Source organism: Streptomyces sp. NPDC048254 (assembly GCF_043201895.1).
Classification (GTDB): Bacteria; Actinomycetota; Actinomycetes; order Streptomycetales; family Streptomycetaceae; genus Streptomyces.
In genome coordinates this window covers 82,954-108,443 of record NZ_JBICZJ010000007.1, presented here as the reverse complement: position 1 = coordinate 108,443, position 25,490 = coordinate 82,954, and the positions used below count along the sequence as shown (strand labels likewise).

Here is a 25,490-nt window from a genome sequence, read left to right as displayed (position 1 = left end):
CTTTCTCGTATGTCCGCTAACTCTGTTGCGGCCGGGAACGAAGTTCCCGTCGGAGGATCTTCCCACTTGCCGTCTTCGGCAGGTCGGGCAGGATCTCCACCTGACGCGGATATTTGTAAGCGGCCAGTCTCTCCTTGCAATAGAGGGCGAGATCGTCCGGATCGGTTGCACTACCCGGGCGAAGACTGATGTAGGCCTTGACGGTCTCCCCGCGGTACCCGTCGGGCACCCCGACGACGGCCGCCTCACGCACCGCCGGGTGGGTGTACAGCACGTCCTCGACCTCGCGCGGCCAGACCTTGAAGCCGGACGCGTTGATCATGTCCTTCTTGCGGTCGACGACGTACAGCCAGCCCTGCGGGTCCATGAAGCCGATGTCGCCGGTGCGCAGTTCGCCGTCCGGGAAGGTCTCGGCGGTGGCCTCGGGCCGCCGCCAGTACCCGGGCACCACCTGCGGCCCGCGTACGGTGATCTCGCCCTGCTCGCCGAAGGGCACCTCGTTGCCCTCGTCGTCGACGATGCGCACGACCGTGTCGGGGCCGGGCACCCCGACGGCGAGGGTCCCGGAGACGGGGTCCACCGGCGCTTCGAGGCTCGGCGGCACGGAGGCGCACGGCGCGGTGCACTCGGTCAGGCCGTAGCCGTTCCTGATGTAGGGCCCGTAGCCCGCCCGGAACTTCTCCACCAGGGCCGGCGGCAGCGGTGCGCCACCGGACGAGATGTTGACGAAGGAGGCGAAGTGCTCCGGGGTGACGTCCGGGTGGGCGGCCAGGGCCATGAAGGCGGTGGAGGGGCCCACGGTGTACTGCGGGCGGTGCTCGGTGAACGCCTCCAGGACCAGGCTCGGCTCGAAGCGGTACGTCAGCACGAGCGTGCCCACACTGGTGAGGCAGGCGCAGAGCTGACAGACCATGCCGGTGATGTGGAAGAGGGGCGCGAGGGCGTAGTAGACCGGCGCCTCGGGCAGCGCCAGCCCGGTCCGCTGCCGTTCCGCGTTGTACATGATGTTGCTGTGCAGGTTGGTGGCGCCCTTGGGAGCGCCGCTCGTCCCCGAGGTGTAGCTGATCAGCGCGATGTCGGACGGTACCGGGTCGCGCCCCTCGGGAGCCTTGCCCCCGCGGCGGGCGACGGCCACCAGGTCCTCGGCGTCGGCGGCCTGCGGCAGCCGCTCGAAGGTCAGCACGCGCGCGTCGTCGCGCGTCTGGAAGTCCAGTTCGCTCGCGGTGAGCACGATCCGCACCGGCGAGTCGGCGGCCGTGTCGCGCAGATACGACTCCCAGGCCCGCTGCGAGCAGACCAGCGCGGTCACCTCGCCGTCCCGCAGGACGTGGGAGACCTCCCCCGACTTGTACATCGGGTTGACCGGCACGACGGTCGCGCCCGCCTTCCAGGCGCCGAGCAGCGCGAGCACGAAGTGCGGCGAGTTCTGCAGGATCACGGCGACCCGGTCGCCGCGCTCCAGGCCGCGCTCGGCGAGATGGGCGGCGACCGAGTCGCTCAGCTCGTCGACCTCGCGGAAGCTGAGCCGGGCGTCGAAGTAGGCGAGGCAGGTGCGGTCGGGCGCCTCGGCCACGGCGGCCCGCAGGGCGTGCACCAGCGAGGCGGGCGGATCGACCGGCCCGCGCTGGGCGTCGTTGAGCAGCGCCACCCAGGGCCGGGCGGCGTAAACGGACTCGGTCACCGACTCGCTCACCGGGTGGCCTCCCACTTCTGCTGGATGTGGTTCATGTTCGTCAGCCAGCGGTCCGGGTCGGTGGCCCGCGCCTGGTAGAAGTCGCCGACCTCGGGATGCGGCAGGATCAGGAACCGGTCTTCCGCCATCCCCTTGAACAGCGCGTCCGCGACGGCGTCCGGCTCGATCGCGGTCGGCTGGAGCACCAGGTCGCCCGCGCTGCCGGTGGCGGCGAGCATGTCGGTCCGCACGCCCTGCGGGCAGATGGCGTGCACCTTGAGCCCGCGGTGCCGGTAGGTGAGCGACAGCCACTCGGCGAAGGCGTACGCGGCGTGCTTGGTGACGCTGTACGGCGCGGCCCCGATCATGGTGAGCAGCCCGGCGGCGGACACGGTGGACACGAACCGCCCGCTCCCCCGCTCCAGCCAGTCCGGCACCAGCTCCTGGGCTGCCCGTACGTGAGCCATGACGTTGACGTCCCAGGCGGAGGCCCAGACGGCGTCCTCGGCCGCCTCGGACCCGCCGGAGCCGAGCCCGGCGTTGGCGCAGTAGACGTCGACGCTCCCGCCGAGCGCGTCCCGGGCGGCGCCGACGACGCCGGACGCGTCACCCGGCACGGCGATCCCGCCGATCTCCCCGGCGACGGCGGCCGCCTTGTCCCCGTCCAGGTCGTTCACGACGACGCGGGCGCCTTCGGCGGCGAACCGCCGGGCCAGGGCGGCCCCGATGCCGCCTCCCGCCCCGGTGACGACGACTCGGGCATCTTGCACGGCTCCCACCATCGGTCTCCTTCGACACGACGCGACCAGACTCGGCTCAGCACGGACACACTAACCGGTCGGTATGTTTGAGAAAAGGGCGACCGTCACACCCCCTAAGGGCGCGGGACCACTGTCGAACACGCGACGACTGCAACCCCCCAGGGGCGCGGGCCCACTGTCCGACACGCGACGACTGCACCCCCTAGGGGCGCGGGGAACTGCGCGACCAGCCACGCACGACCCGCACCCGGACGACCACGGAGGCCACCCCCATGCGCCCGTCCAGACGAAGTCTGCTCACCGCGGCCACGGCAGCGGCCGTTTCCCCCGTACCCACGGCGTCCCCGGCCGACGCCCCCGGCCGCTTCGAGACCGGCTTCGACCGCCTCTCCGCCGACGGCTACTCCCTCCTCGGCCGTCAGAAGGTCGGCATCGTCACCAACCCCACCGGCATCACCACCGACGTCCGCCACATCGTCGACGTCATGCACGCCGATCCCCGCGTACACCTCACCGCCGTCTTCGGCCCGGAACACGGTTTCCGCGGCACCGCCCAGGCCGGCGGCTCCGAGGGCCGCTACGACGACCCGGCGACCGGCCTCCCCGTCTACGACACCTACCTCAAGAGCGGCCGGCCCCTCGCCGACGTCTTCACCGCCTCCGGCGTGGACACGGTCGTCTTCGACATCCAGGACGTCGGCGCCCGCTTCTACACGTACATCTGGACGCTGTACGACTGCATGGAGGCCGCCCAGCTGGCGGGCCGGCGCTTCGTCGTGCTCGACCGCCCGAACCCGGTGACCGGCCGTACGGCCCTGGGCCCGGTCCTGCACAGGGAGTTCGCCAGTTTCGTCGGCCGGCAGCCGATCGCGCAGGCGCACGGGATGACGGTCGCCGAGCTGGCGAAGCTGTTCAACGCGGAGTTCCTGACCACCCCGGTCGAGCTGGACGTCGTGACGATGACGGGCTGGCGGCGCAACCGCTTCCACGACGCCTACGGACTGCCGTGGGTGCCGCCGAGCCCCAACATGCCCACCCCGGACACCGCCCTCGTGTACTCGGGAACCTGTCTCTTCGAGGGCACGAACCTGTCCGAGGGGCGCGGCACGACCCGCCCCTTCGAACTGCTGGGCGCGGAGGGCATCGACGCCCGGTGGGCGGCCGCCGTCAACGGACTCGGGCTGCCGGGCGTGCGGTTCCGGGAGGCGTACTTCGCGCCCACGTTCTCCAAGTTCCAGGGCAGGACGGTCGGCGGGGTGCAGCTCCATGTGCACGACCGGGCCGCCTACGACCCCGTACGCACCGGGATCGCACTCCTGGTGACCGCCAAGAAGGTGTGGGGCGACTTCGCCTGGCGGCCGGACGACTGGATCGACAAGCTCACCGGATCCACGACCGTGCGCACGATGACCGACGCGGGCGCGGGCACGGACGAGATCGTCGGCGCCTGGCAGGACGAACTCGCCGCGTTCCGCCGGATCCGAAAGGAATTTCTGCTCTACAGGTGAGGCGCGTTGTATGGCCAACCTTGCCCGGCGGCGGGACGATGCGCGCACATCGCACCGTTTCGGGGGACGAGGAGCCCGGTATGGCGGATCCTGGGATGAGCGTGGCTCCCTACTGGGAGCTGACCTTCGACGCCGACGGCGACCCGGACGGCGCCGAACGCGATCGGCTGCTGCGCGAGGTCACGGCTCATGGTGTCCATGACCTGATCGTCTTCGCGCACGGCTGGAACAACGACCGTTCGGGCGCGACCTCCCTGTACCGGCGGTTCTTCGCGCCGATCCCGAAGCTCGCGCCGAAGGCGAGGATCGGGTACGTCGGGGTGGTGTGGCCGTCGATGCGGTTCTGCGACGAGCCGATCCCGGACTTCCCGAAGTCCGTGGTGGCCATGGAGGCGGAGGAGAGACCGGCCCCCGTCCTCGACAAGGACACCCGGCACGCGCTTTTCGAGACGTTCCCGGGTCGGGCCACCGTGGTCGACCAGATCGCCCGGATGCTGGACCAGCGCCCGGGTGGCGAGTTGGAGGAGTTCGGCCGCCTTGTACGGCTGCTCGTCGAGGTCCTGCCGGGCGGGCCCCAGCCCCTGTTCGCGGCGGACACGCTCGCGGAGGGCGTCCCGCAGAGCGAGCCGGTGCTGTTCACCGGGGACACGACGGCCCTGTGCGAGGAGTTCGCGCAGCCGCCGGGCTCCCTCCGGCAGAATCCCGGCACGGCGGAGTTCGCGCTGCCCAACCCCTGGGACGGCGCGAAGGAACTGCTGCGGCAGGCGACGTACTACGCGATGAAGCGGCGGGCCGGGACCGTCGGGGAGCGTGGGCTCGGGCCGGTGATCGGGCAGCTGGCCGAGGCGGCCCCGGGGGTGCGGGTGCATCTGGTCGGGCACAGCTTCGGCGGCCGGCTGGTGTCGTTCGCGCTGCGCGGGCTGCCGGACGGGGTGCGCACGGTGAAGTCCGTGACGCTGCTGCAAGGGGCCTTCTCGCACTACGCGTTCGCCGCCCGGCTGCCCCACGACCCGCGCGCGGGCGGGGTGCTGCAGGGCCAGGAGAACCGGATCGACGGTCCCCTGGTGTGCTGCTACTCCCGGTTCGACGGGGCGCTCGGCACGATGTATCCGCTGGCCTCGCGGATGGCGGACGACTGCGAGTCGGTGCTGGGCGTGGACGTGGGCGGGGCGCTGGGCGTCAGGTGGGGTGCGATGGGGCACGACGGGGTGCAGGCGGTGCCGGGCACCCGGTCGCTGGACCTGGCGGCGGCCCTGCGCGGCCCGCTCGCCGCGTCGGGTTGCGTGAACGTCGACGCGGCGGCGGTCGTGAAGAGGGGTGACCCGCCGGCCGGGGCGCACAGCGACATCGTGCACCCCGAACTGGCGAGGGTGGTACTGGCGGCGGGGCGTATCGCGTGACCCCGCCGCCGTGGGGCATCAGCTCACCGGTGTGACGTGAACTCCACGACCTGCTGGAAGGTCGGCCGGTTCTGCCAGCTGATGTTGTAGTGCTTGATGCCGCCGAGGGTGCGCTGGACGATCGAGTCGGCGCACCACTGGTCGCCGGCCGAGCACAGGGAGTCCCCGGGGTAGACCGTGGACGCACTCGTACCGGCCGCCGTCTTCAGCGTGCTGATCAGGATGTCCCGGCAGGCGCTGAGGCTGCCGCCGCCGCAGTACTGCTGGGCGAGCGGCCCGGACACGGTCTGCCCGAGCACCGACCGGATGTCCTTGTCGACATAGCTCCACCAGCCGTACTGGAAGGAGCTTCCGGCGTGCGAGCCGGTCGGTCCGTGGGCGGCCGACGGGGTCTCGTCGATGTACAGGTTGTTGGTGAACGCGGTGTACAGGTCGTCACCGAGGCCGGGCTGGAACTCGGCCTTCACCAGCAGTGGCCACCAGGCGTCCAGGATCCGGACGGCGTCGGCGTTGGCGTAGGTCTTCGAACCGGCCGAGGTCTCGGTGCGCTTGCCGCCCGCGGTCAGCCAGGTCTGGAGCTTGGTGACGGCCGCGGCGGCCGTGGAGTCGGTCACCGTACTGCTGTTGATCACCTTCAGCAGGTCCGGCAGCACGTCCTCGGCCCGCAGGTCGGTGAGCGACGCGTCTGCCATGGCCTTGACAAGCGAAGAGCGGGTGACTCCCCCGGCCGCGACGAGTTTCTTCACCCGGTCGTCGAGCAGGTTGCCGCGGTGGACGGACCCGTCGCCCCAGCTCGCCGTCGTGTAGTTCAGCGCCTGTTTGTTGTTCCAGGAGATGTAGTAGTCCTGGTCGATGGAGTTGGGGTGCGCGGAGGCCGCGGTGTAGTCGGAAGTGTTGGTGGCCGGGTTCCAGTTCTGCCACTCGTAGGCCGCCTGGCCCCAGACCGGGAACTCGGGGTCGACCCCGCTCGCCCGCACCGGGTTGTTACCGCTGTTGTAGTACGCGGTGTGCGAGGAGTCGGCGTAGAACCAGTTGAAGGTGAAGTTGATGTGCTGCACCGCGCTCTGGAAGGTCTGGGGGCTCTTCACGTAGTCGGGGTCGTTGAGCATCTGGAAGCCGATGATCGAGTCGGCCTCGTGCATGTAGGAGGAGCGCAGGGTGGTGTAGGCGACCTTCTTCCCGCCGACGGTCGCGCGGTATTCGACGGGTCCGTACTTCGTCTTCCACACGCGCATGGTGTACGACCCGGCGGCGGTGCCGTCGGCGGTCGTCGGCTTCCAGGAGTTCTTCTGCTCGACCTCGTCCATGGCCGTGCAGGTGCCGTGGAACAGGTAGTGGTAGTCGTCCTGGCAGAGTTCGACGGCGTAGCTGTCGATGATGTCCTGGCCGGAGGTGGTGGCGGACCAGGCGTAGTCCTGGCCGCGGCCGAGTTCGACGTACATGCTCAGGCCCGCGAAGGAGGCGCCGCGGGCGCTGATGCCCGGGCCCTGGATCTCCTGGAGCATGAGCAGCTGCGGGGCGAAGTAGCCGGTCTGCGGTCCGAACACGGCGATCGGGTGGCCGCTCGCGGTGTACTTGCCGCTGACGACGAGGGCGTTGGACATCCCGCGCTTGGCCGAGCTGAGGGCGGTCGCCGTCGCCGCGGCGGAGGCTGCGGAGGCGCTCTGGTCGGCGCCGGTGCCGGTGGCGTCGTAGACCAGTGGCTCGGTCGTCACCGTACCGGCGTCCGGCAGCGCCTCGCCCTGCGGGTCGGACGGCTTGGTGCCGTACGGGAAGCTCTCGCCGTTGTGGACGGTGAGCGCGGCCTCGGGGTCGTTGCGCTCACGGAACGACTCCCAGACCTTGGTGCCCTCGGTCACCCCGTACTTCTCCTGGGCGGCGAGCAGCGAGATCGCGTTGTTGACCTCGCCGCCGCCGCCGGAGCCGAACAGCGTGCCGATCACGGAGGCCAGCGCCACCAGGTCGGTGATCTTGAAGTGGTCGATGGTGCCGGCGTTGGTGATCGAGTCCTTGTGACCGGTCAGGACGTACTCGCCGGGGAAGTAACGGCCGCTGTCGGAGGCGTCGATGTAGGAGTTGATGCCGGCGAGGTAGGCGTTGGCGTCGGCGAGGGCCTGCTGGCCGCGGGTGCCGTTGTTGGCCACGGCGTTGTCGATCTGCGCCTGGAGGTCGGCCTCGGTGTACGGGGCGTTGCGGTAGAACTCCTGCTCAAGGCCCTGGTTGGAGGCGACGCCACCGGCGAAGGTGGTGAGCTGGCCGCGCCCGACATGACGGAAGACGTCCATCAGCCACAGCCGGTCCTCAGCGGCGGCATACCCCGCGCCGAACTCGGTGCCGTATCTGGTGGTACCGGTGATGTGCGGTACGCCCGTCTTCTTGTCGCGGACGATCGTCACGTCGCTGCGACCCGCCGGACTCTCCGTGGAGGCGACTTGATCGGAAGCGACCCCGAACGACGAGTCGTTGAAGAACGTGTTGATCTTCGCGTCGGTGAGGCTGGAGTAACCCGTGGCCAGGTTGTTGTAGGGGCCGAGCTGGTCCTCGGCGTGGTCGGGCTGGATGCCGAAGGCCTGGTTGAGCAGGACCTGGGCGAGCGTGGCGTTGCCGTTCTCACCGGGCGGCAGGATGTCCGAACACTGGCCGCCGCAGTAGTCGTTGGAGGCCGTGGCCGCCGCGGCCGGGGTCGCCTGGGCCAGCGGGGAGAGCAGGCCGGCGATGAGCACGCATACGGATGCCGCTTTCAGGAACCCGGGGAGCTTGCGGGGAGTTCTCAGTTTGTCGAACAACGCGTGATGTCTGGTGCGCCGGGGCATGGCGACTCCTCACGACGGGGGTGGTGCCGGACGTTACCGCCGGTATCCCCGAGATTGAAGATGAACATGCGTCAAGTTTTGGAGTGGTCCCCCGCGTCGGCGGTGTCACCGGCCGTCGGTCAAGGCGGGCGGCCTTATGGACGGCATCGGAAATCGGATGGAGCCGATTCGAGTGTCGATACGTCTATACGGCAACGCCGCGCGAAGTCCGTGCGACGCCGCCGAAGTGACCGAAGTACAGGTGCAGGTGTGACGGAGGTGCAGGGCGATGGCCGGTTTCCGGAGTCTGGCGAGACAGGTGCGAGACCCACGGTGCGATCTGGCGCTACGGCGTTATTCGCTGCGCAAGTGCCTGGAGCGGTTCGCTCCCTACGGGCACCGCGCGACCTGGGACCATCTCTGCTCGCGGGCCGGGTTCGGTCCTGAGGACCGGTCCCCCGATCCAGCGCGTCTCGTGGGCGCACTGGAGGAGTTGGAAGAGGCGCGGGCGGTCTGGCTGGCCTACGAGGTCGAGTTCGCCGAGCGCCGCAAGAAGGAGAAGCACGACGGGCTGCGCCGCCCGGGCAGCGTGGACGACTGGCACCGGCTGACCTGGGGCGGATTCGGAGTGGCCTGGTGCGACGACCCACGGGTCCACCCCGACGAACCACTGGCCGAGGTGCTGCGACGGCTGATCGCCGGCCTGGAGCGCGAACCGGGCGCGGTCTGCCCGGTGTGCGCGGGGGAGCGCCTCATCTGGAAGTACGACCTGGACCACGAGCCCTCCGCCGGTCCGGTCTGCGCGGACTGCGGGATTCTGGTGCCGCGTCCGGTGCTCACGCCCGAGGCCCTGGCCTACGCCAGGCGCGGGCGACTGCTCATGTCGGCCTGACCACGTGGGGGTGCGCCGGGGATGCCGCACCCCCCAACTGCCGCAGAGACCGGCCGCCGTCAGTGACGACCGCCACCCTCACCAATGCCGTCGCCCGCCAGGTTCAGGGACGTTCCGGCAAGAGACGTGAACCCGCCCGGCGTTGGCCGAAGGCGTCGTCCGGGTTGGACAGCACGCAGGTGTCCAGCGAGAGGCAGCCGCAGCCGATGCAGTCGGTGAGGTGATCGCGCAGGCGGTTGAGCTGCTTGATGCGTTCGTCCAGTTCGGCCCGCCACGCCTGCGAGAGCCGGGCCCAGTCCTCCCGGGTCGGGGTGCGTTCCTCGGGGAGTTCGCTGAGGGCCTCGCGGATGGTGGCCAGGGGGATGCCGACGCGTTGTGCCGCCCGGACGAAGGCAACCCGGCGCAGCGTGTCGCGGGTGTAGCGGCGCTGGTTGCCGGTGGTCCGCCGACTGCTGATGAGCCCCTTGGCCTCGTAGAAGTGGAGTGCGGAGACGGCGGCGCCGCTGCGCGCGGACAGCTGGCCGACGCTCAGCTCTTGGATCTTCTCGGGAATCTGCGGCACCCCGCAGAGCCTACCGACCCACGGGGGCCGCGCTCCGTTGACAGGGAGCCCGCACCCGACCATGCTAAGCAGTTGCTTAGGTATGGACGCGCGACCGCGAGAGGGCCGGGAACATGGCAGAACCGAGGATCTTCACCTCCCCCGACGAGCTGAAGGCGGCCGTGGGCGAGCAGCTGGGCCACACCGACTGGCTGGAGGTCGACCAGAAGCGGATCGATCTGTTCGCCGAGGCGACGGGCGACCACCAGTGGATCCATGTCGACCCGGAGAAGGCGGCCGCGGGACCGTTCGGGACGACCATCGCGCACGGCTATCTGACCCTGTCGCTGCTCCCGCTCTTCGGCCCCCAGCTGATCAGCGTCGAGGGCGTGAAGATGGGCGTGAACTACGGCACCAACAAGGTCCGTTTCCCCGCCCCGGTCCCGGTCGGCTCCCGGCTGCGCGCCACCGCCACGATCACCGACGTGACGGACGTCACAGGCGGCGTCCAGGTGAGCGTCGCCTTCACCGTGGAGCGCGAGGGCGGCGACAAGCCGGTCTGCGTGGCGGAGTCGGTGTCCCGGTACTACCTGTAGGACGACCCGGCCCGCAGGGCTACTTGCCGGCTCCCACCATCCGCAGCACGAGGTCGGCGTAGAGCGCGCCGACCTGCTCGGGTGTGCGGGGGCCGTGCACGTTGAACCAGCGGGCGACGTCGATGCAGAGGGAGAGCACCGCGAGGGTGGTGCCGTGGATGTCGATGACGTCGAACTCCCCGGACTCGACGCCCTCCTGGATGATCCCGCGCACCTCGGCGTCGACCTGGCGGCGCAGCCCGAGGATCTCGGCGCGGGCGTCGGGGCCGAGGGCGTCCAGTTCGTACTGCACGACCCGGGCGGTGGTGCGCCGCCCGGCGTGCCAGCGGACGAAGGAGCTGACGCCGTCCGCGAGCCGCTCGGCGGCGGTGCCCTCGCGCCGGGCCGCCGTCTGGAGAATCTCCAGGGCCTTGTCGTGACCGATGCGGCTGATCCGGTGGAGCAGCTCTTCCTTGGTCTTGTAGTGGATGTAGAGGGCGGCGGGGCTCATACCGGCGCGGCCGGCGATGTCGCGGGTGGTGGTGGCGTGGTAGCCGCGCTCGGCGAAGGCCTCCACGGCGGCGACCAGCAGTCGCCGGGCCGCGTCAGGGGTGACCTCTTCCCACGGCTCGACCTCGCCGCCGGTCGTCTCCTCCGCCGTACTCATCGCTCGCTCGCCCCTCTCGATACCGGAGCTCCACCATACCGCCGAAGCTGAGCGAGCGCTTAGTGTGCCCGCTCAGAGCTTGTCACTCGACTCAGAGCTTCTCGAAGGGGTCGTGTTCGGCGAGCAGCTTCTCCAGCCGGGCCTGGTCGACGCGGCTGACGATCTGTCCGGCCTCCTGGCGGTCGCGGATGACCTTCGCGAGTGTGAAGGCGGAGGTGACGAGGTAGAGGACGGCGATACCGAGGAAGCCGCGCACCCAGGCGTCGGCGTGCAGCCGGAAGATGCCGATGACGGTGGCCGTCATGGCGATGGCGAAGGAGGCGACGGCCTGACCGTAGAAGGCGGCCGTGTTCTGTTGTCTGACCGGTGTGTCACTCATGGGTCGAGGATCGCCGAATGTGGGCCGCGCCACATCCGCCGAAGTACTCACCAGGTACTCAGACCGGCCGCGGGCGTATCCCGCTCAGAACGCCGAAACGCCTGTCAGCGCCCGCCCGATGAGCAGTTTCTGGATCTGGCTGGTGCCCTCGTAGAGGGTCATCACCCGGGCGTCGCGCAGGAGTTTGCCGACCGGGTACTCGTCGATGTAGCCGTAGCCGCCGAAGACCTGGAGGGCGTTGTTGGCGGCGCGCACGGCGGCCTCGGAGGCGAAGAGCTTGGCCTTCGAGGACTCGGTGGCGAACGGCAGGCCGCGGTCGATCAGATCGGCGACCCGCCAGGTCAGCAGCCGGGCCGCGTCCACGTCGACGGCGATGTCACTGATGAGCTCCTGGACCAGCTGGTGGCCGGCGATCGGCGTGCCGAACTGCTCGCGCTCCCCCGCGTACGCCACGGCCGCGTCCAGCGCCGCCTGGGCTATGCCGACACAGCCGGCGGCGACCGACATCCGCCCCTTGGCCAGCGCCGACATGGCGACCGAGAAGCCCTTGCCCTCGGGCCCGAGCATCGCGGCGGCGGGGACGCGGACGTCTTCCAGGACGAGTTCCGCGGTGGCCTGGCCGCGCAGGCCGAGCTTGCCGTGGACGGCGCGGCGGGTCAGGCCGGGCGTGTCGGTCGGCACCAGGAAGGCGGAGACGCCCTTGTGGCCGGGCGCGTCGGTGGAGCGGGCGAAGAGGAGGACCACGTCGGCCCAGGTGCCGTTGGTGATGAACATCTTGGAGCCGTTGACGACATAGTGGTCACCCTCGCGAACGGCGCGGGTGGTGAGGTTGCCGGCGTCGGAGCCGGTGCCGGGTTCGGTGAGGCCGAAGCAGCCGAGGTACCCGCCGGAGGTCAGCCCCGGCAGCCAGCGCCGCTTCTGCTCCTCGCTCCCCCAGGCGGCGACGGACTTGGCGACGAGGCCCAGGGAGACCGACACGATTCCGCGCACGGAGGAGTCCCCGCGGCCGAGTTCCTCGGTGACCAGGCAGTACGACAGGTGGTCGCCGCCGGAGCCCCCGTACTCCTCGTCGACGGTCAGACCGAGGAAGCCGACCTCGCCGAGCTTCTTCACGATCCCCCGGTCCACCTCCTCGGCGCGGTCCCAGGCGATCACGTGCGGGGCGATCTCGCGCTCGACGAAGTCCCGCGCGAGCTGCCGTACGGCGGCCTGCTCCTCGCTGAGTCCCAGGTCCACCATGCGATCACCCCACATTTAAATTAGCACTGCTAGTTTCTTGTTCCAGCCCTACTATGTGCGCCATGGCCCGACCGCGCAAGCCCCTCCTCAGCACCGACCGGATCGTCCGGGTGGCACGGGAACTCGTGGACGCGGAGGGTCTGGCGGCCGTGTCCACCCGCCGGCTCGCGGCCGAACTGGGGGTGAGCGGGCCCTCGCTCTACAACCACTTCGCCACCAAGGACGAGATCCTGGAGGCGGTCGCGGACTCGGTGAGCGCGCAGGTCGACCTGTCGATGTTCGAGGGCGGGGACGGGCGGGACTGGCGGACCGCGCTGCACGACTGGGCGGTGTCGTACCGGGCCGCGCTCCGCGACCACCCGAACATCGTCCCGGTCCTGGCCCGGGGCCCCGGCCGCCGGCCCGCCGGACTCCGGCTCGCGGACGCGGTCTACGGCGGGATGGTGGACGCGGGGTGGCCGCCGGCGCAGGCGACGTCGATCGGGGCGCTGATGCGGTACTTCGTCATGGGGTCGGCGCTGGGGTCGTTCGCCGGAGGGTTCGTGGACGACGCGAGTGCCTACGATCCGGCCGACTACCCCCATCTCGGGCAGGCGCATCTGCTGGCGGAACAGCAGGAGAAGATCGACGAGCGGGCGTTCGAGACGGGGTTGCGGGCGTTGCTGGACGGACTGGCCCAACAGTTCGCGGGAGCAAAAGAGACGGCGTAGCGAGCGACGGGACGTCCTGCGACCGCCCGCAGCCACCACGTGCCGCGTAAGGGGAGCGGGGGGCTGCGCGACCCGCCACCCACCCAGCCGTCCGAAATCCGCCAGCCCCGCCCCGTCCCTCCTCTCTAACCTCGGTGCCATGACGAATCCCGCGCCCCGCCCGCTGCCCGCTCTCGCCGCCGCCGTCACCGTCGTGCTGTGGGCCTCCGCCTTCGTGGCCATCCGGAGTGCGGGTGACTCCTACTCCCCCGGCGCCCTCGCGCTCGGCCGGCTGCTCTCCGGGTCCCTCGCGCTCGGGCTGCTCTGTCTCGTGCGGCGCGAAGGGCTGCCGCCCAGGTCCGCCTGGCGGGGTATCGGGATATCCGGCGTGCTGTGGTTCGGCTTCTACATGGTCGCCCTGAACTGGGGCGAGCAGCGGGTGGACGCGGGGACGGCCGCCCTCGTGGTGAACGTCGGCCCCTTGCTGATCGCCCTGCTCGGGGCCCGGCTGCTCGGTGATCCGATGCCACCCCGGCTGCTCGCGGGGATGGCGGTGTCGTTCGCGGGTGCCGTGACCGTGGGGCTGTCGATGGCCGGCGGGGGCGGCTCCTCGGTGCTGGGCGTGGTGCTGTGCCTGCTCGCGGCCGTCGCCTACGCGGCCGGCGTGGTCTCCCAGAAGCCCGCTCTGGCCCGGGCGAGCGCGCTCCAGGTGACGACGTACGGGTGTCTCGTCGGCACCGTGGCCTGCCTGCCGTTCACCGGGCAGCTGGTGCACCAGGTCGCCGGCGCACCACTGTCCGCGACCCTCGACATGGTGTACCTCGGGGTCTTCCCGACCGCGCTCGCCTTCACCACCTGGGCGTACGCCCTCGCCCGGACCACCGCGAGCCGGATGGGCGCGACGACATACGCCGTGCCGGCGCTGGTCGTGCTGATGTCCTGGCTGGCCCTCGGCGAGGTGCCGGGGCCGGTCACCCTGGTGGGCGGGGTGCTGTGCCTGGCCGGTGTGGCGGTCTCCCGGTCCCGGGCGCGAGCACGGACGCGGGCCCCCCGCACCGCGCCGGCGGCCGGGGAGCCGCGCTCCGAACAGGTGCCGTGAGGGTCAGAAGACGACCAGCGCCCGGCCGCCCTTGCCCGCCAGCATGTTCTCGAACGCCGCGGGGATGCCGTCCAGGGCGATCCGCTCCGTCACCAGCATGCCCAGGTCCAGGCGGCCGGCCCGGACGTGTTCGGCGAGCACCGGCAGGTCGCGGGCCGGGTCCGAGTTGCCGTAGACGCAGCCGGAGAGGGTGCGGCCCCAGTGGAAGAGCTCCAGGGCGTTGAAGGTGACCTGCTCACTCTTGCCGCCGATACCGACCACCGTCGTACGGCCGCCCCGGCGGGTGGACTCCCAGGCCGTGCGGATGCTGACCGCGCGGCCGGCGCACTCCACGGAGACGTCGACGCCCTGTTTGCCGGTGAGGGCGCGGATCGCGCGGGGTGTGGTGTCGGAGGCGACCACGTAGTCGGTGGCACCGGCGGCCCGGGCCAGCTCCTCCTTCGCCGCGGAGACGTCCACCGCGACGATCCGGGCCGCTCCCGCGATCCGGGCCGCCTGGACGGCGGCCAGGCCCACCCCGCCGACGCCGAACACCGCGACGGTCTCGCCCTCGCGGACCCGCGCCGAGTTGTGGACCGCACCGTAGCCCGTGAGCACCGCGCAGCCGAGGAGGGCCGCGTCGGTGAGCGGGATGCCGTCGGGAAGGGGGAGGACGCAGGACTCGGCGACCACCGTCTGCTCGGCGAACGCGGCGACGTTCAGGCCGGGGTGCAGGTCGGTGCCGTCCGCGGTACGGGCGTAGACGTCGGCGGCGCCGGCCAGCGCGTCGGCGCACAGCCAGACCTCGCCGAGGGAGCAGGCGTGGCACCTTCCGCAGGAGGGCGCCCAGTTGAGGACGACCGGGTCACCGGGTGACAGCCGGGTGACGCCCTCCCCCACGGCGACCACCGTGCCCGCGCCCTCGTGGCCGAGGACCGCCGGGACCGGCACCCGCATGGTGCCGTCGGACAGGGAGAGGTCGGAGTGACAGACACCGGCGGCGGCGAGTCGGACCCGGACCTGGCCGGGGCCGGGATCCGGGAGGTCGATCTCGGTGACCGCGAGCGGGGCGCCCACGGCGGGCAGTACGGCGGCTCGGACTGTGGCAGCCATCAGAGCGACCTCCTCAGAACTGAAGGGACTTGGTCTGGAGGTACTCGGCGAGGCCGTGCGCGCCGAGTTCGCGGCCGACGCCCGACTGCTTGTAACCGCCGAACGGCGCCAGGGGGTTGAAGCGGCCGCCGTTGATGTCGACCTGTCCGGTCTCCATGTGCCGGGCGAAGGCCACCGCCTCCGCCTCGTCCCCGGCCCAGACGGCGCCCGCGAGCCCGTAGACCGTGCCGTTGGCGATCCGGAGCGCGTCCTCCTCGTCCACGTACCGCAGGATCGACAGCACCGGGCCGAAGATCTCCTCCTGCGCGATCGTCATCTCGGGTGTGACGTCGGCGAACACGGTCGGGCTGACGAAGTAACCCTGCTCGCGCGGGGATTCGGGCCCGCCGGCGACCAGCCGGGCGCCCTCCGCGAGGCCCTTCTCGATGTAACCGCGCACCCGCGCCCGCTGCCTGGCGCTGACGACCGGGCCGATCCGGTCGCCGTACTTGGCGGCGGCCGTCGCCGCCAGCTCCACCGCCTCCTCGTACTGGTCGGTGTGGACCAGCATCCGCGTCCAGGCGCTGCACGTCTGGCCGGAGTTGGACATCACGTTGGCCACCCCGACGTTGACGGCCTTGGCGAGGTCGGCGCTCGGCAGGATGACGTTGGCGGATTTACCGCCCAGTTCGAGGGCCACCTTCTTCACGGCCGCGCCGGCCACCGCGCCGATCTGCCTGCCGACGGCCGTGGAGCCGGTGAAGGAGACCAGGTCGACACCCGGGTGCTCGGCGAGGGCCTGCCCGGCGACCGGGCCGAGGCCGGTGACCAGGTTGAACACACCGGCCGGGAAGCCCGCCTCGGCCACCGTCTCGGCGAACAGCTGGGCGGTGAGCGGGGTGTCCTCGGCGGGTTTCAGGACGACCGTGCAGCCGGCGGCGAGCGCCGGGGCGACCTTGGCGACGATCTGGTGCAGCGGGTAGTTCCAGGGCGTGATCGCGCCGACCACGCCGACCGGCTCCTGGTGGACGGTCGAGTTGCCGACCTTCTCCTCGAAGGGATGGGTCGCGGCCAGCTCGGCGTACGAGCCGGCGACCGCGATCGGCACTCCCGCGTGCACGGCCTGCGAGAACTGCGGCGGCGAGCCCAGCTCCGCGGTGACCGTCTCGGCGATCTCGTCCTTGCGGGCCGCCAGGACGTCGCGGAGCGCGCCGAGCCGGGCGGCCCGCTCGGCGGGCGGGGTGGCGGCCCAGGCCGGGAGGGCGGCACGGGCGGCACGCACGGCGGTGTCGACGTCGAGCGCGCCGCCCGCCGGGACCCGGCCGATGACCTGCTCGTCGACCGGGTTCACGACCTCGATCACGTCCTGGCTCTCGGCGGCGCGCCAGGCGCCGTCGATGTACAGGCCGTCGTGTGCCTTCATGCTGCTTCCTCCCGGCGGGGCTGGGTCTCCGGTCTCACAAACTAGCGGCGATAGTTTTTCGGCGCCAGAGATCGGCGCCGGAGACGCGTGCGTGGCAGGACCATCAGAAGTCCACCTGGGCGCGTTCGTCCACCCGCCCCACACTCTCCTGCGCGAAGGCCTTCTCGTAGGCCCGCCGGATCTCCTCGATCTTCCGGTCGCCGCCCTTCGCCGCCGACTCCGGATACAGCAGGGTCAGCTCGTACGACCGTTCCTTCTCGATCATGCCGTGCGCGTCCCGCCACTGCCCGCGCCCGCTCTGCACGGTGAGCCCGTCGGGGAAGTCGGGGGTGACCTCCTTGTCGACGAAGGCCGTGAACTGGCGGTCGGTGACGGCGGGTCCGCCGTCCGGCCGCGCGGTGCCGAAGAACAGCCGGGTCTCGACGTAGGCCTTTCCGCGCGTCGGTACGGCCGAGGGCCGGTCGTCGGCCAGCGCGGTGTACGCGGCAGGGGTGCCGGCGAGCAGAACTCCGGCCAGCGCAAGGGCCGACCGGTTACGGAGCGAATGAGTACGCATGCCCCCTTCTTAGGGGTTTTGCCCCTCCACGGTCCCGGATTCCCGACGGGATTCACTCGTCCAGGTCGGACAGCAGCGCCCCCTCAGGGGCGCGGGGAACTGCGCGACCAGCCACGACGGCGCGGCGGCCGCACACCACACGTCGGCGGTGCGGGCCACCGCCCGGTCACTCCGTCGCGGTCAGGTGGGCGAAGACCACCACGTTGCTGGTGTAGCCCGTCTTCCGGCTGAAGAGGCCACCGCAGGTGATGACGCGGAGTTCGGGACGCCGGGTCCGGCCGTACACCTCTTCGCTCGGGAAACCGGCCTTGTCATAGACCTTCACCCGGTCCACGGTGTACACGGCGGTACGGCCGTCCGCACGCCCGGCCTCGATGCGTTTGCCGGGCTTCACCTGGGCGAGCGCCGCGAAGACGGCGGGCCCCGTCCTGGTGTCACGGTGGCCGACGGCGACCGCGAGGCCGGACTCGCCCGGCGTGGCGCCGCCCTGGAACCAGCCGATCAGCTTCGGGTCGTCGACCGGCGGTGTCTCCAACTGCCGTGCCCGGTCGAGCCGGACCCCGATCACCGGCGCGTCGACGCCCAGGAACGGGATGCGCATCGACGTCGGCCGGGACCGGGGCAGCGGGCGGGGCGGGGGCCCGGGCCGGGCTCTGTCGGACCCGTCCCGGCCCGCGCCGGCGGCCGCCGAGGCGTCCGACCCGCCGGGGCCCCCGCACCGGACCACTGTCACCAGGACGATCGCCAGCAGGGCCGTCCTGGCGAGGCGGTAGGCGCGGGTCCGGTACCAGGGCCTGCGTCTGCGCCTACGCGGCGCCATGGGGCCGACGGCGGATCAGCCGGACGTACACCACGCCGCTGGCCGCGACCAGGCCCACGGCCGTGGCCGCGGCCACCGGCGAGAACGCGGCCGCCGTGTCGGCGAGGCCGCCGCCGCCCGCGTGCACACCGCCCTGCGGGCCGCTGTGATCGCCGCCCTGCCCCCAGCCCGCGTCACCGCGCTGGTTGTCCTCGATCTGCCCGTTCGGACCGCCCTGCCCGTTCGGACCGCCCTGCCCGTTCGGACCGCCCTGCTCGTTCTGCCCGTTCGGACCGCCCTGCTCGTTGTGGCCGTTCTGGTCGTTCTGCCCGTTCGGACCGCCCTGGCCCTGCGCCCCGTCCTGCTTGCCGTCATGGCAGTTGAGCCGGAAGACCTTCTCCTTCAACGCGCCGGACACGGTCCACGAGAGCTTGTACTGCCCGTCCGCCAGCCCCAGCGGGTCGGTGTGACCGGCACCTCCGGCGAGCTGGATGGTGCCGGCGACGGTGGCGGCGGTGGGCAACGGGGGCTGTGGCGTGATGGTGTAGGCGATACCGGGGAGGACGTCGAAGTTGACGGCGTCGAGATAGAACCTGCAGACCACCGGGTCGTCCTTCGACACGCCGAAGGGCACGCCCACCCGGTGGATCCTGATGTCGCCGTTCTCCCCTACGGCCGCCGCGTTCGGCGCCGCCACCCACGACGCGCCCGCCGCGGCGAGGGCGGTGAGGACGACGGTTGCGCCCGCACGGGGTCCGGCGGCGCGTGGAAGTGTGAGCGTGGGCATGCAAGCTCCTCCGAGTTAGACGATTTTCATACAAATCGACCTTTCGTCTGGACTGTCACCCATGCACTCCACGGCCCGTGGCATCAACCTCCGACGCGCCGTCAGATATCGCTCGTGCGGCGCAACGCCGGGCCCTTGCGCCGCGTCCGCGTCACCCGATCGGCCCCCTCGGGCCGCCCCACCGCCCCCGGCGAGCGCACCGCCACCCCCGCCGAGACCAGCAGCAACGCGCCCAGCATCACGAACGGCGCGGCCACCCCGGCCACTCCCGCCACCAGCCCCGCCCCGGCCGGCGCGGCCACCTGGCCCAGCCGGTTGCCGGTCAGCCGCAGGGCGAGCGCCGTGGACCGGGCGCCCTCGGGTGCGGCCTGGACGACCGTCGTCATCGACAGCGGCTGCCCGACCCCCAGACAGAAGCCGAGCGCGGCGAGCATCAGGGCCAGCGCCCACACCGGCACCGGCAGCGCGATCCCCGCGCACAGCACGGCCGCCAGGAAGCACGTCACGGTCAGCAGCACCGGCCGGCCGAGCAGGCGCAGCAACGGCGTGAGGACCAGCCGGCAGGCGATCGTCGCCCCCGCCCGGACGCTGAGCAGGACGCCGATCACCGCCGGTGCGATACCCCGGTGCTCGCCGACCACCGGGAGGTACGCGGTGAGGATGTCGGTCGCGGACAGGACCGAGAGGCTGACCAGCATGCCCGCCGGGACACCCCGGGCGCGCAGGATGCCGCCCACCGGGACGCGGTCGCCCTGCCCGGGACGGGACGCCACCGCCGTACGGTCCTCGATGCGCCACAGCGAACTGAACGCGACCGCCGCCCCCGCACCCGCCACCACGAGGGCGAGCGCGCTGCTGCCCGCCATGTCGGGGCCGCCGATCAGCGCACCCGCGGCGATCGGGCCGACCAGCTGGCCCAGCGACGCGCCGATCGTGAAGTGACCGAAGTTGCGGTCCTGTTCGTGCGGGGCCGACCGGCGGGCCACCAGCGACTGCGCGCCGATCACGAAGCAGAGATGGCCGAGGCCCATCACCCCGCTCCACAGGGCCATCGCCCAGAGGGAGTTCGCGAGGCCGCTGAGCGCACAGCCGCCGGATATCAGCACCACGCCGACGGGCAGCAGGGGTGCGCAGCGGCCGTGGTCGGTACGGCGGCCGAGCGGTACGGCCGCGAAGAGCGGGAGCAGGGCGTAGACACCCGCGATGACGCCGACGGCCCGTTCGTCGGCGCCGAGCGCGAGAGCCCGGTAGGAGACGGCGGGCCGGGCCATCGACACCGCGCCCTGCGCGAAACCGAAGGCGATGACGAGACGGAGCAGCCAGCCGCGGTTCCTGCCGGGCGCCATGGTGAAGTCCTCCAACGGATCGGTCAGATGATTCCGAACAGGATTCCTGCCCCCAGCACGACCAGGGATGTCAGCGCGGCCCACTTGACGACGAAGCGGGTGTGGTCGCCGAACTCGACCTTGGCCATGCCGACGAGGACGTAGACGGCGGGCACCAACGGGCTGGACATGTGGAGCGGTTGGCCGACGATCGAGGCACGGGCGATCTCCAGGGAGGAGACTCCATGGGCCTGGCCGGCCTCGGCGAGGACCGGGAGGATGCCGAAGTAGAAGCCGTCGTTCGACATGAAGTACGTGAGCGGGATGCTGAGCACGCCGGTGACGAGGGCCATGTGCGGGCCCATGCCGTCGGGGATGTTGCCGACGAGCCAGGTGGCCATGTGGTCGACCATGCCGGTGCCCTGGAGGACGCCGGTGAAGACGGCGGCGGCGAAGACCATACCGGAGACGTTGAGGACGTTCTCGGCGTGGGCGGCGAGGCGGGCCCGCTGGGCGGGCATCTGCGGGAAGTTGACGGTCAGGGCCAGTGCCGCGCCGAGCAGGAACAGCACCGGGATCGGCAGCCACTCCATGATCATGGAAATGAGCAGGGCGACCGTGAGCAGCGCGTTGAACCAGTACAGCTTGGGGCGCAGGGTCTCGCGGTGCGGGTCCAGGCCCTGGAAGCCGTCGTCCTCCTCCGGCCGGTCCGCCTCGGTCCCGGAGCCGGTGCCGGAGCCGGTTCCGGTGCCGCCGCCGCGCACCGCGGAGGTGCCCGAGCCAGCACCCGCGCCCGTACCAGTACCAGCACCCGCACCCGCACCCGCACCCGCACCCGCACCGACCAGTACGGTCTCCGTCTCCCTGTCCTTCTCCTCGACCAGCGCCTCCTCCAGCGTCAGCACGCCGAGCCGCTTGCGCTCGCGGCGGCCGAGGACATAGGCGAGGGCGATCACGAAGACCAGACCGGCGGCGAGCGCGGGGATCATCGGGACGAAGATGTCGCCGGCGTCGAGCTTCAGCGCGGTCGCGGCACGGGCGGTGGGGCCGCCCCAGGGCAGCGTGTTCATCACGCCGTTGGCCATCGCGGCGACACCGGTCATCACGACCAGGCTCATCTTCAGGCGCTTGTACAGCGGGTACATCGCCGAGACGGTGATCATGAAGGTGGTGGACCCGTCGCCGTCGAGGGAGACGATCGCGGCGAGCAGGGCCGTACCGACGACGATCCGCAGCGGGTCGGCCTTGCAGAACTTCAGGATCCCCTTGACGATCGGGTCGAAGAGGCCGACGTCGATCATCACACCGAAGTAGACGATCGCGAACATGAGCATCGCCGCGGTGGGCGCGAGGCTGGTGACGCCGTCGATGACGTAGTCGCCGAGCTTGGCGCCCTTGCCGACGAACACACAGAACAGCGCGGGGATCAGCACGAGCGCCGCGATCGGCGACATCTTCTTCAGCATGATCAGGACCAGGAAGGTCGCGATCATGGTGAAGCCGAGGATGGTCAGCATGAGTGGAATACCTAACGTTCGCCCTTGAACTCCCACCAGGGCCGGCGGTTCGATGACGTTAGGTCCCGTCAAACGTCGTTAACAAGACGTTGACACGCGAGCAATAAGCGCAAAACTCCAGGTCACGAGGGTGCGGCGGCCATGGGGCGCCCGGGGGCGCTCCATCGGCGACGGGCTCGGGCTCAGTCCAGGACGCGCGCCAGGTAGGCCCGCAGCAGCTCCCGGGTCTCCGCGATGATCGTCTCGTCGCCCTCCGGGTCCATCCGGAAGGACAGGTGGACCAGGGTGTCGGCGGTCTCCACGGCCACCAGGAACGTGCGGCGCAGGGCCTCGTCCGGGGCGCGGCCGAGGTAGTCGGAGAGCATGTCGGTCAGGCGGTCGGCGACCCTGCGGTTGGGTTCGGCGTGGCGGGCGCCGACCGGGATCTGGTTGCCGAAGTCGACCAGCGAGAAGCCGGGGGCGGTGCGCTTCATGGCCAGGTACTCGTCCAGCACCGCGTCCATCGCCGCCCGCCAGTCGCCCTTCGGCGCGTCCTTCAGCCGCTCGGCGACCCGCTCGGTGTAGCGCTCCAGGTTGCGCTGGGCGAGGGCGTCGGCCATCTGCCGCTTGTTGCCGAAGAAGCGGTAGACCGAGCCGATGGGCACCCCGGCGCGCACCGCGACGGCCCGGGTGCTCAGCTCCTCGTAGCCCACCTCGTCGAGGAGGTCGGCGCAGGCGTCGAGAATCCTGGTCAGCCGTTCCGCACTGCGGCGCTGGACGGGAGCTTTGCGAAGCGAGGGCGGTGGGGGCACGGGCTTCATGATGCCTTTCCGCAGGGATCAGGTGAACCTCGCCCCCCAGTACGGAGACGGATGGCCCATGCACTCATCCGAGCGGCGTGCCGCGGTCACCGGCCACGGCATCCGTGTGCATGGGGAAGGCCCCTGCCTCCGGAGAGCCGGCCGCCGGAGTCGGCGTGCCCGTCGGGGTCGCCTTCGCCGTCTCCGCGCCCGACGCCGTGACGTCCGCCGTGCTCTCGACCGGTTTGCCGTGTACGGCCCACACCGTGCCGTCGTCCGCGTAGAGCCGGGCGGTGATGTGGTGGGTGCCGTGCGGGACGAGCCGGGCGGGGAGGTGGTACGCGGGGCTGTGCAGCCGGGTCACCAGGTGGCCGTCCACGAAGAGGTAGGCGAGGCCGTGCCCGGCGACCGCCCGGGCCGCGGTGCCGGCCCGGGAGAAACGGAAGCGGTGCACGTCGAGCCGTACGTCCCAGCCCCCGGCGCGGTCGGGCGTGACCACCGTGCCCACCTCGGGCGCCTGCTTCTTGTCGATCTCCCGGTAGTGGCGTCCGCTCTCGTCCGTGTCGTCGAGGATCTTGCCCACCGGTGAGGGCGACCCCACCGGTGAGGGCGACCCCGTCTCCCGCTGCTCGTGCGCCTCCCCGGTCCCGCAACCCGCCGCCGCGACCAGCAGCAGCACGCAGACCGCGAGCGCGCCCGGCAGTCCACGCGTCCACGACATGCCCGGGAGCGTAGAACAGCGCGCCGGAGACCGGATCCCCCTGAAGTCGGGTTCTCGCCCTACCTCGCTGGGATGATCCCGGCCCTCTTGCACCCGTCCCCACTCAATCCTACGGTGATACATAGGAATTACGGACTCACCGGCCCAGGGAGCGATCATGAGCGATGGGGGTACCTCCCGCGCGAGCGTGTCCGAGCGTGAGGAAGCGCGGAAGACCGCCGAGGGACTGACGTATCTCTCGGGGTTCGGCAACGAACACTCCTCGGAGGCGGTACCGGGCGCCCTGCCCGAGGGCCGCAACTCCCCGCAGCGCGCCCCCCTCGGCCTGTACGCGGAGCAGCTCAGCGGTACGGCCTTCACCGAGCCGCGGGCCCACAACCGCCGCTCCTGGCTGTACCGGATCCACCCCTCGGCCGCCCACCCGGCGTTCACCCGGGCCGCCGGCGACGGGGCGCTGCGCACCGGACCCTTCACGGACGTCGCCCCCGACCCGAACCGGCTGCGCTGGAACCCGCTGCCGGAGCCGGCGCCCGGCACGGACTTCCTGGCCGGCCTGTGGACCCTCGGCGGCAACGGCGACGCGACCCAGCGCACCGGCATGGCCGTGCACCTCTACCACGCCGACTCCTCGATGGAGCGGGTCTTCTCCGACGCGGACGGCGAGCTGCTGATCGTCCCGGAGCGCGGCGGACTGCTGCTGCGCACGGAGTTCGGCCTGCTGCATGTGGAGCCGGGACATGTGGCGCTGATCCCCCGTGGGGTCCGCTTCCGTGTGGACCTGCTGGAGGCCACGGCCCGGGGTTATGTGTGCGAGAACTACGGCTCGCCCTTCCGCCTGCCCGACCTGGGCCCGATCGGCGCCAACGGCCTTGCCAACGCCCGTGACTTCCAGGCCCCCGTCGCCGCCTACGAGGACGTGGAGGGCCCGGTGGAGGTGGTCAACAAGTTCTGCGGCCACCTGTGGACCGCCACATATGACCACTCCCCACTGGATGTGGTCGCCTGGCACGGCACACATGTGCCCTACCTCTACGATCTCCGCCGGTTCAATGTGATCGGCAGCATCTCCTACGACCACCCCGATCCGTCGATCTTCACGGTGCTGACGTCCCCGTCGGACACTCCCGGACTGGCGGGTGTCGACTTCGTGGTCTTCGCCCCGCGCTGGCTGGTGGGCGAGAACACCTTCCGGCCGCCGTACTTCCACCGGAACGTGATGAGCGAGTACATGGGCCTGGTCGAGGGCGCCTACGACGCGAAGGCGGAGGGCTTCGTGCCGGGCGGTGGCTCCCTGCACAACATGATGTCGGCGCACGGCCCGGACCGGGAGACGTTCGACCGGGCGAGCACGGCCGAGCTGCGTCCGCAGAAGATCGACGACGGCCTCGCCTTCATGTTCGAGTCCCGCTGGCCGGTGACGCTCACCCCGCAGGCGGCGACCGCCGAGCATCTGCAACAGCGCTACGACGACGTCTGGCTGGGCATGGAACGCCACTTCCGGCCCTTGCACTGAAGATCCCCTACCGGTACGGATGGCCCGTGACCTCCTTCGCCCCGGACTCGATCGTCCTGAACCGAAAGCTGCCGCTCTGGTATCAGGTGTCGCAGTCGCTGCGCGCCTCGATACTCGGCCGCTCGCCCCGGGACCCGCTCCGGCTGCCCACCGAGGAACAGCTGGCGGTGCACTACGGCGTGAGTGTGCTGACCATGCGGCAGGCGCTGAAGGAGCTGGAGGACGAGGGCCTGATCAGCCGGCACCGGCGCCGCGGCACCTTCATCGAACCGGACGCCCGGCGGGGCACCCCGGTACGGCTCCTCGGCTCGGTGGACGCGATCGTGGCCCAGCAGTCCGGCATGACGGCCGAGCTGCTGGACCACGGCACGGCACCCGTGACGGGCGAACTCACCGAGTACTTCCCGGATCTCGACGAGGTGGCGACGTACCACCGCCTGCGCAGTGACGCACAGACGGGCGAGCCGACCAACCACGCCCGCAACCACGTCCGCCCCGAACTGGCCGAGCGCATCGACCCGAAGGACCTGGCCCGCCAACCCATGACCAAGGTGCTCCGCGATGTGGTCGGCGCGGACATCAGCCGTATCACGGACACGGTCGAGGCCCGGCTGGCCGACCCGGAGACGGCCCGGTTGCTCCAGGTCCCCCTCCTGAGCCCGATCCTGCACTACACGGGCGTCACCTACGACACCGCCGGCCGGGTCCTGGACCTGGCGGTCATCCACTACCGGGGCGACCGTTTCTCCTTCACGGTCACCCTCGACGCCACCTGAACTCGTCGT

General features: G+C 71.2%; 24 protein-coding genes. 8 read left to right on the top strand and 16 right to left on the bottom strand.

Annotated elements, in window-relative coordinates; all coding sequences use genetic code 11:
- Positions 1 to 16 precede the first annotated feature (16 nt).
- A complete protein-coding gene (locus tag ACGFZQ_RS20885) occupies positions 17 to 1,681 on the bottom strand; it encodes a class I adenylate-forming enzyme family protein (protein ID WP_393841583.1) in 1,665 nt (554 codons plus the stop codon).
- Positions 1,682 to 1,689: 8 nt separating this feature from the next.
- A complete protein-coding gene (locus ACGFZQ_RS20880; RefSeq protein ID WP_393841582.1) occupies positions 1,690 to 2,454 on the bottom strand; it encodes an SDR family oxidoreductase in 765 nt (254 codons plus the stop codon).
- Between the two features lie 251 nt (positions 2,455 to 2,705).
- On the opposite strand from ACGFZQ_RS20880, the gene ACGFZQ_RS20875 reads away from it, so the two are divergent.
- A complete protein-coding gene (locus ACGFZQ_RS20875; RefSeq protein ID WP_393841581.1) occupies positions 2,706 to 3,941 on the top strand; it encodes an exo-beta-N-acetylmuramidase NamZ domain-containing protein in 1,236 nt (411 codons plus the stop codon).
- 80 nt (positions 3,942 to 4,021) lie between these two features.
- Complete coding sequence (locus ACGFZQ_RS20870; RefSeq protein ID WP_393841580.1) at positions 4,022 to 5,341, top strand: serine-threonine protein kinase; 1,320 nt, start codon at positions 4,022 to 4,024, stop codon at positions 5,339 to 5,341.
- 23 nt (positions 5,342 to 5,364) lie between these two features.
- Here ACGFZQ_RS20870 and ACGFZQ_RS20865 read toward each other — a convergent pair whose 3' ends face one another.
- Positions 5,365 to 8,154: a penicillin acylase family protein gene (locus tag ACGFZQ_RS20865; RefSeq protein WP_393841579.1), complete on the bottom strand. Its 2,790-nt coding sequence runs from the start codon at positions 8,152 to 8,154 to the stop codon at positions 5,365 to 5,367.
- Positions 8,155 to 8,422: 268 nt separating this feature from the next.
- On the opposite strand from ACGFZQ_RS20865, the gene ACGFZQ_RS20860 reads away from it, so the two are divergent.
- Complete coding sequence (locus tag ACGFZQ_RS20860) at positions 8,423 to 9,025, top strand: hypothetical protein (protein WP_393841578.1); 603 nt, start codon at positions 8,423 to 8,425, stop codon at positions 9,023 to 9,025.
- A gap of 103 nt (positions 9,026 to 9,128) precedes the next feature.
- Here the strand turns inward: ACGFZQ_RS20860 and soxR are convergent, their stop codons facing one another.
- The gene (soxR, locus tag ACGFZQ_RS20855) at positions 9,129 to 9,587 is read right to left on the bottom strand and encodes a redox-sensitive transcriptional activator SoxR (protein WP_393841577.1); all 459 of its coding nucleotides are present in this window, start codon (positions 9,585 to 9,587) and stop codon (positions 9,129 to 9,131) included.
- A gap of 113 nt (positions 9,588 to 9,700) precedes the next feature.
- Here soxR and ACGFZQ_RS20850 point away from each other — a divergent pair, with 113 nt between their 5' ends.
- Entirely contained in the window at positions 9,701 to 10,162 is a 462-nt protein-coding gene (locus tag ACGFZQ_RS20850) for a MaoC family dehydratase (RefSeq protein WP_351739968.1), read from the top strand.
- Positions 10,163 to 10,181: 19 nt separating this feature from the next.
- On the opposite strand, the gene ACGFZQ_RS20845 is transcribed toward ACGFZQ_RS20850, so the two are convergent.
- The 3 genes from ACGFZQ_RS20845 to ACGFZQ_RS20835 form a co-directional block, all read right to left on the bottom strand.
- Positions 10,182 to 10,808 carry a TetR/AcrR family transcriptional regulator gene (locus tag ACGFZQ_RS20845; protein ID WP_393841576.1) on the bottom strand — a complete coding sequence of 209 codons (627 nt, stop codon included), beginning with the start codon at positions 10,806 to 10,808 and terminating at the stop codon, positions 10,182 to 10,184.
- 91 nt (positions 10,809 to 10,899) lie between these two features.
- Positions 10,900 to 11,187, bottom strand: coding sequence for a YiaA/YiaB family inner membrane protein (locus tag ACGFZQ_RS20840; RefSeq protein ID WP_351739973.1), 288 nt, complete (start codon positions 11,185 to 11,187; stop codon positions 10,900 to 10,902).
- Between the two features lie 84 nt (positions 11,188 to 11,271).
- The gene (locus tag ACGFZQ_RS20835; RefSeq protein WP_393841809.1) at positions 11,272 to 12,423 is read right to left on the bottom strand and encodes an acyl-CoA dehydrogenase family protein; all 1,152 of its coding nucleotides are present in this window, start codon (positions 12,421 to 12,423) and stop codon (positions 11,272 to 11,274) included.
- A gap of 65 nt (positions 12,424 to 12,488) precedes the next feature.
- Between ACGFZQ_RS20835 and ACGFZQ_RS20830 the strand changes: the two genes are divergently transcribed.
- Both ACGFZQ_RS20830 and ACGFZQ_RS20825 read left to right on the top strand, forming a co-directional pair.
- Positions 12,489 to 13,136: a TetR/AcrR family transcriptional regulator gene (locus ACGFZQ_RS20830; protein ID WP_351739975.1), complete on the top strand. Its 648-nt coding sequence runs from the start codon at positions 12,489 to 12,491 to the stop codon at positions 13,134 to 13,136.
- A gap of 139 nt (positions 13,137 to 13,275) precedes the next feature.
- The gene (locus ACGFZQ_RS20825; protein ID WP_393841575.1) at positions 13,276 to 14,214 is read left to right on the top strand and encodes a DMT family transporter; all 939 of its coding nucleotides are present in this window, start codon (positions 13,276 to 13,278) and stop codon (positions 14,212 to 14,214) included.
- Between the two features lie 3 nt (positions 14,215 to 14,217).
- Here the strand turns inward: ACGFZQ_RS20825 and ACGFZQ_RS20820 are convergent, their stop codons facing one another.
- From ACGFZQ_RS20820 to ACGFZQ_RS20780, 9 genes are all read right to left on the bottom strand, one after another.
- Positions 14,218 to 15,306, bottom strand: coding sequence for a zinc-binding dehydrogenase (locus ACGFZQ_RS20820; protein ID WP_393841574.1), 1,089 nt, complete (start codon positions 15,304 to 15,306; stop codon positions 14,218 to 14,220).
- 13 nt (positions 15,307 to 15,319) lie between these two features.
- Positions 15,320 to 16,708 (bottom strand): aldehyde dehydrogenase family protein, encoded by a 1,389-nt coding sequence (locus tag ACGFZQ_RS20815; RefSeq protein WP_393841573.1) that lies wholly within the window; start codon positions 16,706 to 16,708, stop codon positions 15,320 to 15,322.
- A gap of 103 nt (positions 16,709 to 16,811) precedes the next feature.
- A complete protein-coding gene (locus ACGFZQ_RS20810; RefSeq protein WP_393841572.1) occupies positions 16,812 to 17,264 on the bottom strand; it encodes a DUF3574 domain-containing protein in 453 nt (150 codons plus the stop codon).
- 166 nt (positions 17,265 to 17,430) lie between these two features.
- Positions 17,431 to 18,084, bottom strand: a complete 654-nt coding sequence (locus ACGFZQ_RS20805; RefSeq protein ID WP_351739988.1) for a class F sortase — start codon at positions 18,082 to 18,084, stop codon at positions 17,431 to 17,433.
- Positions 18,071 to 18,850: a hypothetical protein gene (locus ACGFZQ_RS20800; RefSeq protein WP_393841571.1), complete on the bottom strand. Its 780-nt coding sequence runs from the start codon at positions 18,848 to 18,850 to the stop codon at positions 18,071 to 18,073. The genes ACGFZQ_RS20805 and ACGFZQ_RS20800 overlap by 14 nt, the downstream gene beginning before the upstream one ends.
- A gap of 101 nt (positions 18,851 to 18,951) precedes the next feature.
- Positions 18,952 to 20,196, bottom strand: a complete 1,245-nt coding sequence (locus ACGFZQ_RS20795; RefSeq protein WP_393841570.1) for an MFS transporter — start codon at positions 20,194 to 20,196, stop codon at positions 18,952 to 18,954.
- 23 nt (positions 20,197 to 20,219) lie between these two features.
- Positions 20,220 to 21,692 carry a CitMHS family transporter gene (locus tag ACGFZQ_RS20790; RefSeq protein ID WP_393841569.1) on the bottom strand — a complete coding sequence of 491 codons (1,473 nt, stop codon included), beginning with the start codon at positions 21,690 to 21,692 and terminating at the stop codon, positions 20,220 to 20,222.
- 182 nt (positions 21,693 to 21,874) lie between these two features.
- The gene (locus ACGFZQ_RS20785) at positions 21,875 to 22,492 is read right to left on the bottom strand and encodes a TetR family transcriptional regulator (RefSeq protein ID WP_393841568.1); all 618 of its coding nucleotides are present in this window, start codon (positions 22,490 to 22,492) and stop codon (positions 21,875 to 21,877) included.
- A 64-nt stretch (positions 22,493 to 22,556) separates the two neighbouring features.
- Positions 22,557 to 23,192 carry a hypothetical protein gene (locus ACGFZQ_RS20780; RefSeq protein ID WP_393841567.1) on the bottom strand — a complete coding sequence of 212 codons (636 nt, stop codon included), beginning with the start codon at positions 23,190 to 23,192 and terminating at the stop codon, positions 22,557 to 22,559.
- Positions 23,193 to 23,349: 157 nt separating this feature from the next.
- Here ACGFZQ_RS20780 and hmgA point away from each other — a divergent pair, with 157 nt between their 5' ends.
- Positions 23,350 to 24,705, top strand: coding sequence for a homogentisate 1,2-dioxygenase (hmgA, locus tag ACGFZQ_RS20775; RefSeq protein WP_393841566.1), 1,356 nt, complete (start codon positions 23,350 to 23,352; stop codon positions 24,703 to 24,705).
- 26 nt (positions 24,706 to 24,731) lie between these two features.
- Positions 24,732 to 25,481 carry a GntR family transcriptional regulator gene (locus ACGFZQ_RS20770; RefSeq protein ID WP_393841565.1) on the top strand — a complete coding sequence of 250 codons (750 nt, stop codon included), beginning with the start codon at positions 24,732 to 24,734 and terminating at the stop codon, positions 25,479 to 25,481.
- Positions 25,482 to 25,490: the final 9 nt, after the last annotated feature.

Excerpts from the sequence above, each read along its gene's own strand:
- ACGFZQ_RS20880 (WP_393841582.1), bottom strand. The coding sequence starts at position 2,454 with ATGGTGGGAGCCGTGCAAGATGCCCGAGTCGTCGTCACCGGGGCGGGA.
- ACGFZQ_RS20875 (WP_393841581.1), top strand. The coding sequence starts at position 2,706 with ATGCGCCCGTCCAGACGAAGTCTGCTCACCGCGGCCACGGCAGCGGCC.
- ACGFZQ_RS20870 (WP_393841580.1), top strand. The coding sequence starts at position 4,022 with ATGGCGGATCCTGGGATGAGCGTGGCTCCCTACTGGGAGCTGACCTTC.
- ACGFZQ_RS20865 (WP_393841579.1), bottom strand. The coding sequence starts at position 8,154 with ATGCCCCGGCGCACCAGACATCACGCGTTGTTCGACAAACTGAGAACT.
- ACGFZQ_RS20860 (WP_393841578.1), top strand. The coding sequence starts at position 8,423 with ATGGCCGGTTTCCGGAGTCTGGCGAGACAGGTGCGAGACCCACGGTGC.
- ACGFZQ_RS20850 (WP_351739968.1), top strand. The coding sequence starts at position 9,701 with ATGGCAGAACCGAGGATCTTCACCTCCCCCGACGAGCTGAAGGCGGCC.
- ACGFZQ_RS20845 (WP_393841576.1), bottom strand. The coding sequence starts at position 10,808 with ATGAGTACGGCGGAGGAGACGACCGGCGGCGAGGTCGAGCCGTGGGAA.
- ACGFZQ_RS20840 (WP_351739973.1), bottom strand. The coding sequence starts at position 11,187 with ATGAGTGACACACCGGTCAGACAACAGAACACGGCCGCCTTCTACGGT.
- ACGFZQ_RS20830 (WP_351739975.1), top strand. The coding sequence starts at position 12,489 with ATGGCCCGACCGCGCAAGCCCCTCCTCAGCACCGACCGGATCGTCCGG.
- ACGFZQ_RS20825 (WP_393841575.1), top strand. The coding sequence starts at position 13,276 with ATGACGAATCCCGCGCCCCGCCCGCTGCCCGCTCTCGCCGCCGCCGTC.
- ACGFZQ_RS20820 (WP_393841574.1), bottom strand. The coding sequence starts at position 15,306 with ATGGCTGCCACAGTCCGAGCCGCCGTACTGCCCGCCGTGGGCGCCCCG.
- ACGFZQ_RS20815 (WP_393841573.1), bottom strand. The coding sequence starts at position 16,708 with ATGAAGGCACACGACGGCCTGTACATCGACGGCGCCTGGCGCGCCGCC.
- ACGFZQ_RS20810 (WP_393841572.1), bottom strand. The coding sequence starts at position 17,264 with ATGCGTACTCATTCGCTCCGTAACCGGTCGGCCCTTGCGCTGGCCGGA.
- ACGFZQ_RS20805 (WP_351739988.1), bottom strand. The coding sequence starts at position 18,084 with ATGGCGCCGCGTAGGCGCAGACGCAGGCCCTGGTACCGGACCCGCGCC.
- ACGFZQ_RS20800 (WP_393841571.1), bottom strand. The coding sequence starts at position 18,850 with ATGCCCACGCTCACACTTCCACGCGCCGCCGGACCCCGTGCGGGCGCA.
- ACGFZQ_RS20795 (WP_393841570.1), bottom strand. The coding sequence starts at position 20,196 with ATGGCGCCCGGCAGGAACCGCGGCTGGCTGCTCCGTCTCGTCATCGCC.
- ACGFZQ_RS20790 (WP_393841569.1), bottom strand. The coding sequence starts at position 21,692 with ATGCTGACCATCCTCGGCTTCACCATGATCGCGACCTTCCTGGTCCTG.
- ACGFZQ_RS20785 (WP_393841568.1), bottom strand. The coding sequence starts at position 22,492 with ATGAAGCCCGTGCCCCCACCGCCCTCGCTTCGCAAAGCTCCCGTCCAG.
- ACGFZQ_RS20780 (WP_393841567.1), bottom strand. The coding sequence starts at position 23,192 with ATGTCGTGGACGCGTGGACTGCCGGGCGCGCTCGCGGTCTGCGTGCTG.
- hmgA (WP_393841566.1), top strand. The coding sequence starts at position 23,350 with ATGAGCGATGGGGGTACCTCCCGCGCGAGCGTGTCCGAGCGTGAGGAA.